The sequence below is a fragment of the Massilia sp. P2_C2 genome (assembly GCF_056404615.1).
In genome coordinates, this window is sequence record NZ_JBFUDR010000260.1 from 1 (window position 1) to 9,034 (window position 9,034).

Consider the following 9,034-nt stretch of genomic DNA (forward strand, 5'->3'; position numbering starts at 1 on the left):
GCCACCGAGCGTGCACGCAAGGCCGTGGCCGACGAGGTCGCCCAGATCAAGGCGATGATGGCCCAGCCGCGTCGCGTGATCAAGGCACCGGAAGTGCCGGCGGCGAAACCGAAGGCAGCCGAGCCGAGCACCCTGCACAAGCCGGCAACGGCCGCGAAACCGCTTGATGCCAAGAAGGACGAACCGGCGGGTGCAAATGCCAACGCCAGCCGCGCCAAACCGGGCGACAAGAAGTCGATCAAGTCGGCCAATGTGGCCTCGACCTGGTCCGACGAGAAGAAGCGCGGCGCTCCGGGCGGCGGCATGAAGGGCCGCGGCAACGCGGCGCCGGCGGGCGGTCGTGACGGCTGGCGTGCCGGTGGCGGCCGTGGCGGCCGTCGTGGCGGCCACGATGACCGCGAATCGAATTTCCAGGCCCCGACCGAGGCGATCGTCAAGGACGTCCACGTGCCGGAAACCATTACCGTCGCCGAACTGGCGCACAAGATGGCCGTCAAGGCATCGGAAGTCATCAAGCAGCTGATGAAGCTGGGCCAGATGTGCACCATCAACCAGGTGCTGGACCAGGAAACCGCGATGATCGTGGTGGAAGAGATGGGCCACAAGGCCTTCCCGGCCGCCGTCGACGATCCGGAAGCGCTGCTGGCCGACCAGGGCGAGCACCACGAGTTCGAGGCCAAGCCGCGAGCACCGGTCGTGACCGTCATGGGTCACGTCGACCACGGTAAAACGTCGCTGCTGGACTACATCCGTCGCGCCAAGGTGGCGGCGGGCGAAGCCGGCGGCATCACCCAGCACATCGGTGCGTACCACGTGGACACCCCGCGCGGCATGGTCACCTTCCTGGATACCCCGGGTCACGAGGCCTTCACGGCGATGCGAGCCCGCGGCGCCAAGGCGACCGACATCGTCATCCTCGTGGTGGCGGCGGACGATGGCGTGATGCCGCAGACGAAGGAAGCGATCGCCCACGCGAAAGCGGCCGGCGTGCCCCTCGTCGTGGCGATCAACAAGATCGACAAGCCGGGCGCCAACACCGACCGCGTGACGCAGGAACTGGTCGCGGAAGGCGTCGTGCCGGAAGAATACGGCGGCGAGTCGCCGTTCGTCCCGGTGTCGGCCAAGACCGGCCAGGGCATCGACGACCTGCTGGAAAACGTGCTGCTGCAGGCCGAAGTGCTGGAACTGAAAGCGCCGGTGGAATCGCTGGCGCGCGGTCTCGTCGTCGAGGCCCGTCTGGACAAGGGACGCGGCCCGGTCGCGACGATCCTCGTGCAGTCGGGCACCCTGAAGCGCGGCGACGTCGTGCTTGCAGGTTCCTCGTTCGGCCGCGTCCGTGCGATGCTGGACGAGAACGGCAAGTCGGTCACCGAAGCAGGTCCGTCCTTCCCGGTCGAGATCCAGGGCCTGACGGAAGTGCCGAGCGCAGGCGAAGAAGTCATGGTCATGGCGGACGAGCGCAAGGCGCGTGAAATCGCACTGTTCCGTCAAGGTAAGTTCCGCGACGTGAAACTGGCGAAGCAGCAGGCAGCGAAGCTGGAAAACATCCTCGACCAGATGGGCGAGGGCGAAGTCAAGAACCTGCCGCTGATCGTCAAGACCGACGTGCAGGGTTCGCAGGAAGCGCTGGTCGGTTCGCTGCAGAAGCTGTCGACGTCGGAAGTGCGCGTGCAGATCGTGCACGCGGCCGTCGGCGGCATCACCGAGTCGGACGTCAACCTGGCGACCGCGTCGAAGGCAGTCATCATCGGCTTCAACGCCCGTGCCGACGCCCAGGCGCGCAAGCTGGCCGAGACCAACGGCGTCGACATCCGTTACTACAGCATCATTTACGATGCGATCGACGAGATCAAGACGGCACTGTCGGGCATGCTGGCACCGGAGAAGCGCGAGCACATCACGGGCCAGGTGGAAATCCGCCAGGTCATCCTCGTGTCGAAAGTCGGCGCGATCGCGGGCTGCCTGGTCACGGACGGCGTCGTCAAGCGTACCTCGTCGGTCCGCCTGCTGCGCAACAACATCGTCGTGTGGACGGGCGAGATCGACTCGCTCAAGCGCTTCAAGGACGATGCGAAGGAAGTGCGTGCCGGTCTCGAGTGCGGTCTGTCGCTGAAGAACTACAACGAAATCCAGGTCGGCGACGTCCTGGAAGTGTTCGAAGTCCAGGAAGTGGCGCGTACGCTGTAACCGCGGACTCTCCGCATCAGGAGTAGCATTGGGGCTGGCAGGCCTGCGCCGTGGCGCGGGCCGCTGGCCCCAAGTTTTTTATAAGCAGTCAATAACATGGCAAAACACAGCAAAAGCATTCCCCAGCGCGGCCTGCGCGTCGCCGACCAGATCCAGAAGGACCTGTCGGAACTGATCGCCTTCGAACTGAAGGACCCGCGCGTCGGCATGGTCACCATCAGCGAAGTCAAGCTGACGCCGGACTACGCCCACGCGAAGGTCTATTTCACGCTCCTCAAGGACAGCCCGGAAGAGGTCAGGCAGACCCTGGAAGGTCTCGGCAAGGCGGCCGGCTTCCTGCGCAACCTGCTCGGCAAGCGCCTGCACATCCACACGCTGCCGCAGTTGCACTTCATCCACGACACGTCCACCAGCCGCGGTCTCGCGATGTCGGCGTTGATCGACCAGGCCAATGCGACGCGGGCGAAAGACGATGTGGCCGACACCGGCCACATCGAAACTGATCAAGGGGTTATCGGTGGCACGAGCACCGAAGAAGACGCGGATTCCGAGTGAACGCACGTCCCCCGAAGAAACCCCGCGACCTCGTCGACGGGGTGCTGCTCATCGACAAGCCGGTCGGCCTGTCGTCGAACGATGCGCTGACGAAAGTGAAACGTATCGTCAACGCGAAGAAGGCGGGCCACACGGGCACGCTGGACCCGTTCGCCACCGGCCTCCTGCCGCTGTGCTTCGGCGAGGCGACCAAGTTCTCGCAAGACCTGCTGGAAGCGGACAAGACGTACGATGCCGTCGTCCACCTGGGCATCACGACGACGACGGGCGACACCGAGGGCGAAGCCGTCGAGACGCGCCCGGTCGAGGTGACGGTCGAACAGATCGAAGCGGCATTGGCCCGTTTCCGCGGCCCGATCATGCAGGTTCCGCCGATGTACTCGGCCCTGAAGCGCGACGGCAAGGCCTTGTACGAGTACGCGCGCGAAGGCATCGTACTGGAGCGCGAAGCCCGTCCGGTCACCATCCACAAGCTCGAGATGCTGGCGTACGACGCGCCGATGCTGACGATCCGAGTGACGTGCAGCAAGGGCACGTATGTGCGGGTGCTGGGCGAGGATATTGGCGCCGAACTCGGCTGTGGCGCCCACCTGAACGCATTGCGCCGGATCCAGGTCGGTAACTTGACGGTCGACGGCATGGTCACGCTGGAACAGTTGCAGGCGCACGACAATCCGCTGTCGCTGCTGGCGCCGGTCGATGCGCTGCTGTCGAGCTTCCCGCGCGTCGAACTGACGGCTGAGTTGGCTGCGCGCTTCCTCAACGGCCAGCGCCTCGCGCTGAACCGCGAGCCGGTGACTTTGCCGGAGACGTCCGGCAGGGTGCGCGTCTACCACGACGACAAGCTGCTGGGCACGGCGATCCTGCAGGATTACGGCGTGCTGGCGCCGGAACGGCTGATCGCGCGGCCGCAAGGCTGAGCGTGCACGTCATCGCCGTTCAATATTTCGCCGGTATCCTGAGTTTCAGGCAACCAGGACCGGCAAATCGTTGAAATTCCAAGGCTTTCTCCCGCTGCGGCGCAGCAACGCGCCGTAAGCGTGCTATACTAGTGGGTTCTGGAAATCGGGAAGCTCGTCGCTCCTCGGCCCATCACGCAACAATCACACTGTTGAAAAACGCATATGTCAAACACCAAACGTGCGATTCGTAATATCGCAATCATTGCCCACGTTGACCACGGCAAGACCACCCTCGTGGACCAGCTGCTGCGCCAATCTGGTACTTTCCGTGAAAACCAGGCGGTCGACACCCGCGTGATGGACTCGAACGACCTCGAGAAGGAACGCGGCATCACCATCCTGTCGAAGAATTGCGCCGTCGAGTACGAAGGCACCCACATCAACATCGTCGACACCCCGGGCCACGCCGACTTCGGCGGCGAGGTCGAGCGCGTGCTGTCGATGGTCGACTCCGTGCTGCTGCTGGTCGATGCGCAAGAAGGTCCGATGCCGCAGACCCGCTTCGTGACCCGCAAGGCACTGGCGCTGGGCCTGAAGCCGATCGTCGTCGTCAACAAGATCGACCGTCCGGGCGCGCGCGCCGACTGGGCGATCAACCAGACGTTCGAACTGTTCGACAAGCTCGGCGCCAACGACGAACAGCTGGACTTCCCGATCGTCTACGCCTCGGGCCTGAACGGCTACGCCGGCATGGACGAAAGCGTGCGCGGCGGCGACATGAAGCCGCTGTTCGACGCCATCCTGAAATACGTGCCGGTGCGCGACGACAACCCGGACGGTCCGCTGCAGATGCAGATCACGTCGCTGGACTACTCGTCCTACGTCGGCAAGATCGGTATCGGTCGCGTGAACCGCGGCCGCGTCAAGCCGGGCATGGACGTGCTGGTCGTGAACGGCCAGGACGACAAGAACCCGATCAAGGGCCGCATCAACCAGGTGCTGAACTTCAAGGGCCTGGAGCGCGTGCTGGTCGATGAAGCGGTCGCCGGCGACATCGTGCTGATCAACGGTATCGAAGACATCGGCATCGGCGTGACCGTGACCGCGGTGGATACCCCGGAAGCGCTGCCGATGCTGACCGTCGACGAGCCCACGCTGACGATGAACTTCATGGTCAACAACTCGCCGCTGGCCGGCCGCGAAGGCAAGTTCGTCACCAGCCGCCAGCTGCGCGACCGCCTCGACCGCGAACTGAAGTCGAACGTGGCGCTGCGCGTGCTGCCGACCCCGGACGACACCGTGTTCGAAGTGTCGGGCCGTGGTGAGCTGCACCTGACCATCCTGCTGGAAAACATGCGCCGTGAAGGCTTCGAGCTGGCCGTGTCGCGTCCGCGCGTCGTGTTCAAGGAAATCGACGGCGTCAAGTGCGAGCCGTACGAGAACCTGACCGTCGACGTGGAAGAAGTCAACCAGGGCGGCGTGATGGAAGAACTGGGCCGCCGCCGTGGCGACCTGCAGAACATGGAATCGGACGGCAAGGGCCGTGTCCGTCTGGAATACCGCATCCCGGCCCGTGGCCTGATCGGCTTCCAGGGCGACTTCATGACCCTGACGCGCGGTACCGGCCTGATGAGCCACGTGTTCGACGCCTATTCGCCGGTCGACAACGGCAAGGGCGAACTGGCCGGCCGCCGCAACGGCGTGCTGATCTCGCAGGATGACGGCCAGGCCGTCGCCTACGCACTGTGGAAGCTGCAGGACCGCGGCCGCATGTTTGTCGAGCACAACACCCCGGTGTACGAGGGCATGATCATCGGCATCCACTCGCGCGACAACGACCTGGTCGTGAACCCGATCAAGGGCAAGCAGCTGACCAACGTGCGCGCGTCGGGTACCGACGAAGCCGTGCGCCTGGTGCCGCCGATCCAGATGTCGCTCGAATACGCCGTCGAGTTCATCGAGGATGACGAACTGGTCGAGATCACGCCGAAGAGCATCCGCCTGCGCAAGCGTTACCTGAAGGAGCACGAGCGCAAGAAGGCCAGCCGCGAAGCTGCGTAAGCTTTCCGCGTTACCCACGAAAAACCCGCTGAACTCAGCGGGTTTTTTTATTCTCGGGCTTGCTTGTGAAGATGCTCCTCCTGATGCAGAATGTATTCATATTTGATGTTTGGAGCAACCCATGCGCACCACAGTAACGATCGACGACGCGCTGTACGAAAAAGCGTTGGAAATGGCGGACCCGGACATGGACAAGGCTGACCTGTTTCGGGAGGCCATCAAAACCTTTGTGCGCGTCCAGGCCGCGCGGCGCCTTGCCAGCCTCGGCGGAGCGGCACCTGACATGGCGGACATCCCGCGCCGCACGAGCGAGCCGGCCGAATGAATGGTGTGCTGGTCGATACCTCTGTATGGGTGGGCCACTTTCGCAATCGTAACGAGGAGCTGGTAGGCCTGCTGACGCCGGATCTGGCCTTATCTCATCCGCTGATCGTGACCGAGCTCGCCTGTGGCACGCCGCCAGCGCCGCGGTCCCGTACGCTGGCCGATATCGCGACATTGCCTCAAGCGCGTCAGGCAACGTTGGGTGAGGTCCGGGGTTTTATTGAGCGCGAGCAGCTATACGGCCTCGGATGTGGCGTGGTCGACCTGGCATTGCTGGCGTCGACGCTGCTGACGCCGGGATCGCGCTTGTGGTCACTGGACAGACGCCTGGCACAGCTGGCGCAACGGTTCGGCGTCGAATTTCGGCCGGCGCTTCAATAGGTTTTTCCAACATTTTCAAAACGGCCGAGCGCTTACCAGGCTGTTGTCCCCATCGTACACAAGCGAAAGGACTCCGTGAAAATGTGCGTACCTGTTGGCAAGGCTAGACTGATATTCTTGCCTTGCCGCAAGTTGGGGAAAAGATAAACGTATCGACTGGATATCGCAATGAAGAGCCTGATTATAGCCGCCTTGATGAGCCTGTTGTCAGCGCAGGCTCTCGCTTGCCCCCTGTCGCAATCGTTGGCAGAGCGATACGGTATTTCGTTCTCAGGTTTTAGAACAGCGATTCCGGAATCCAAAGGTCCCGAGACAGCAAGTGGCCGACCGTTCGTGCGAGTGCTTGTTCCGGACGACAGCAACGTTTCCGACGGCTTTCACCACACCATCGTGATGGACCGAGCGACAAAGAAAGCCTGGATTCTTCGCACCGGCGGCTTCGTGTGCGTCTACCAGTGGTATGGCCCCGTCGACGTCATCAACGCCTCGCTCGAAAATTGTCGGCTGGAGCCGACGTTCGACGTTGTAGAGCGCGCGCAGAAACGCTAGCCGGACCTTTGGAAAGACTACATTCCAGCGTCACCTTTAATCGGAGCTTTATATTGAAGATTATTCTTCTCGTGGTCCTATTTTTCTCTCAACATCTGCTTGCTCACAACATAAGCTGAGGTTTATTGCCATCCCGGCCGGTAAGCCGAATATGAAACAAATCATATTCTAGAAACGAGTTGCTAAAGCTGCCTTCATTACCTTATCATCGAAGACAAATAATTGAAGATATCAGGCGTTATCCTAATACCCATGTTGTCTGGGCAAGTCCCGTATGCATGAACGGCAACGACGGTTCGATTTCCGTCCTTATCGAAAGAAAATATTGGGCTGCCACTTTGCCCTCCTTCGGTATCCAAACCGTAAGTTAGCACATTTGGCTTAACGGAAGTGAGACGGCTTGCGTTAAACCACATTGTCCCGAATTCTTTATCAACTGGGTAGCCAGCGTTATTTATCAACAAGTTGTGTAATTGAGCGTCTGATAGTGCAGCAAAACCAAACCAGCCGAGTTTTTCTCCAAAAGGCTTGTTTGTATATATAACTCCAATGTCGTGGTTTCTGTCTTGTTGATTGGCCCAAAGCGGATGCACGGCGAAAGACGTGGAAATTTCGTAGTTATAAGGTGCGGCGTCACGAATCCGTCCTGGAGTTATCCATACCTGAACAGCTTGCTGACCGGACGCTACATCTAAAAGATTGTGGCCAGCAGTTACAATAGTATGGGGGCCTGCTAGCCATCCCGTACCTAGGATTCTCGCGCTATGTAAACCGTCGATCACAAGTTGGCAAATGCAGCGCCACGGTAACGCAGTTGTATTGGGCACCAGAACTCTATCGTCAAACCCGCAAGCTGATTGAGGGGCTGCAAATTGTAAATCTCCAGCGTCGAACACCATTCCTGAACGAAGTTGGCGCGGAACCCTTCCGCCATGAAATCCTATTGTAAGTGCGCGTTCTACATTAAATCCCGGGACGGTCTCGAGACGACCTCCATTAWTCGTCTCGATCATGTTGCAAGAGCGATATGCGCTCTGGCTTGAATTCTGGTTAAAACTTTGTTTGACGCCTTTCGGCCTCTTATTGCTTGTCGCTTTGTCCATTATTCGCCCCTGATTTTTTAACGTTCTCTAGACCTTTTGAGGGATCTTTCTGGGTCTTGGATTTTTCATTGGCCTTATCGCCATTATCAGGCGCATTTCCTACAACCTTATTTTTTTTGTCGATCGTTCCGTTGTTTCCTGCGTGCTCGAGACTGTTTTTATTCGGTGTGGCTTGAGATCCTGCAGTGTTGTCAACGGCAGGGTGTGCTCCGATGGTACCATCGTTATCCATATTTTCCGAACCAATGGCTGCAGAGCGGGCGTTATCCCCAATTGTCATTGTTATTAAACTACCCGATCCATTCAACATAGCAGACTCTTTATGGCTTCCAAGTTCTTTCAGAGCGTCATTAATTTCTTTTGTTTTTTTCTCCTCCGCAAGTTGTTGGTCAAGAAAACTGACTTCCGCCTTGGATGTATTAATCTTGAGTTGGATAACCTTTGTAATAACGTCGGCTATCGCTTCCGCTATTTCCAAAGGAGCTTTAGCTAACGCGAGCGCGCTACTTGGACGGTCTCTTTCGTATTCGTTTAAGATTCCATTCTGCAGAGTTAACGTATGTTTGATCTGCACAAAAGGAGCTCGATCAAGTGCAAGGCTCATTACCGGGCCGTCGTTAGGGAGATTTACCAAGGAAAATTTTGAATTACCGAGAAGAGTCGCTGAAATTACATATGGAACTTTTCCTCTGTGACATATGCCTGTATTGCACGCTGAGAGGTCAGGCGCTGTTGATGATGTTAATGTTCCTAAAGCCTCTTTTTTATTCAAAGCGTTGGTAGTAATGGAAAAATAGTCTGTCGTGCCCAGGCTGTATTGGCTGCACTCAGGAACTTTCGGATCGGCTGGCTTTTTACAAGCAACAGAAAAAAAACGCTTAACAGCATTATTTACTTGGCTTTCAATTGATTTTTTCTGAGCTGGATCAAAGTTTGCTGGATCAATTAATACTTGTATTACCGCCGTGGAGG

General features: G+C 59.1%; 9 protein-coding genes. 7 read left to right on the plus strand and 2 right to left on the minus strand.

Translation table 11 applies throughout. The features are described from left to right. The 7 genes from infB to AC1DYX_RS23675 all read left to right on the plus strand — a co-directional run. Positions 1–2,187 (plus strand): translation initiation factor IF-2 (infB, locus tag AC1DYX_RS23645; protein ID WP_477263389.1); only part of this gene is annotated, 2,187 nt, incomplete at its 5' end. Positions 2,188–2,283: 96 nt separating this feature from the next. Then, the gene (gene rbfA / locus AC1DYX_RS23650; protein ID WP_477263391.1) at positions 2,284–2,742 is read left to right on the plus strand and encodes a 30S ribosome-binding factor RbfA; all 459 of its coding nucleotides are present in this window, start codon (positions 2,284–2,286) and stop codon (positions 2,740–2,742) included. Beyond that, positions 2,739–3,662, plus strand: coding sequence for a tRNA pseudouridine(55) synthase TruB (gene truB / locus AC1DYX_RS23655; protein ID WP_477263393.1), 924 nt, complete (start codon positions 2,739–2,741; stop codon positions 3,660–3,662). Before rbfA ends, truB begins: the two co-directional genes overlap by 4 nt. A gap of 204 nt (positions 3,663–3,866) precedes the next feature. After that, positions 3,867–5,705 carry a translational GTPase TypA gene (typA, locus tag AC1DYX_RS23660; RefSeq protein WP_477263395.1) on the plus strand — a complete coding sequence of 613 codons (1,839 nt, stop codon included), beginning with the start codon at positions 3,867–3,869 and terminating at the stop codon, positions 5,703–5,705. A 121-nt stretch (positions 5,706–5,826) separates the two neighbouring features. Then, the gene (locus AC1DYX_RS23665; protein WP_477263397.1) at positions 5,827–6,030 is read left to right on the plus strand and encodes a type II toxin-antitoxin system VapB family antitoxin; all 204 of its coding nucleotides are present in this window, start codon (positions 5,827–5,829) and stop codon (positions 6,028–6,030) included. Next, the gene (locus AC1DYX_RS23670; RefSeq protein ID WP_477263399.1) at positions 6,027–6,410 is read left to right on the plus strand and encodes a type II toxin-antitoxin system VapC family toxin; all 384 of its coding nucleotides are present in this window, start codon (positions 6,027–6,029) and stop codon (positions 6,408–6,410) included. Before AC1DYX_RS23665 ends, AC1DYX_RS23670 begins: the two co-directional genes overlap by 4 nt. 168 nt (positions 6,411–6,578) lie before the next feature. Further along, the gene (locus tag AC1DYX_RS23675) at positions 6,579–6,959 is read left to right on the plus strand and encodes a hypothetical protein (RefSeq protein ID WP_477263401.1); all 381 of its coding nucleotides are present in this window, start codon (positions 6,579–6,581) and stop codon (positions 6,957–6,959) included. 197 nt (positions 6,960–7,156) lie between these two features. Here the strand turns inward: AC1DYX_RS23675 and AC1DYX_RS23680 are convergent, their stop codons facing one another. Then, positions 7,157–8,062, minus strand: coding sequence for a trypsin-like serine peptidase (locus tag AC1DYX_RS23680; protein ID WP_477263403.1), 906 nt, complete (start codon positions 8,060–8,062; stop codon positions 7,157–7,159). After that, positions 8,040–9,034 (minus strand): hypothetical protein (locus AC1DYX_RS23685; protein ID WP_477263405.1); only part of this gene is annotated, 995 nt, incomplete at its 5' end. The genes AC1DYX_RS23685 and AC1DYX_RS23680, both read right to left, overlap by 23 nt.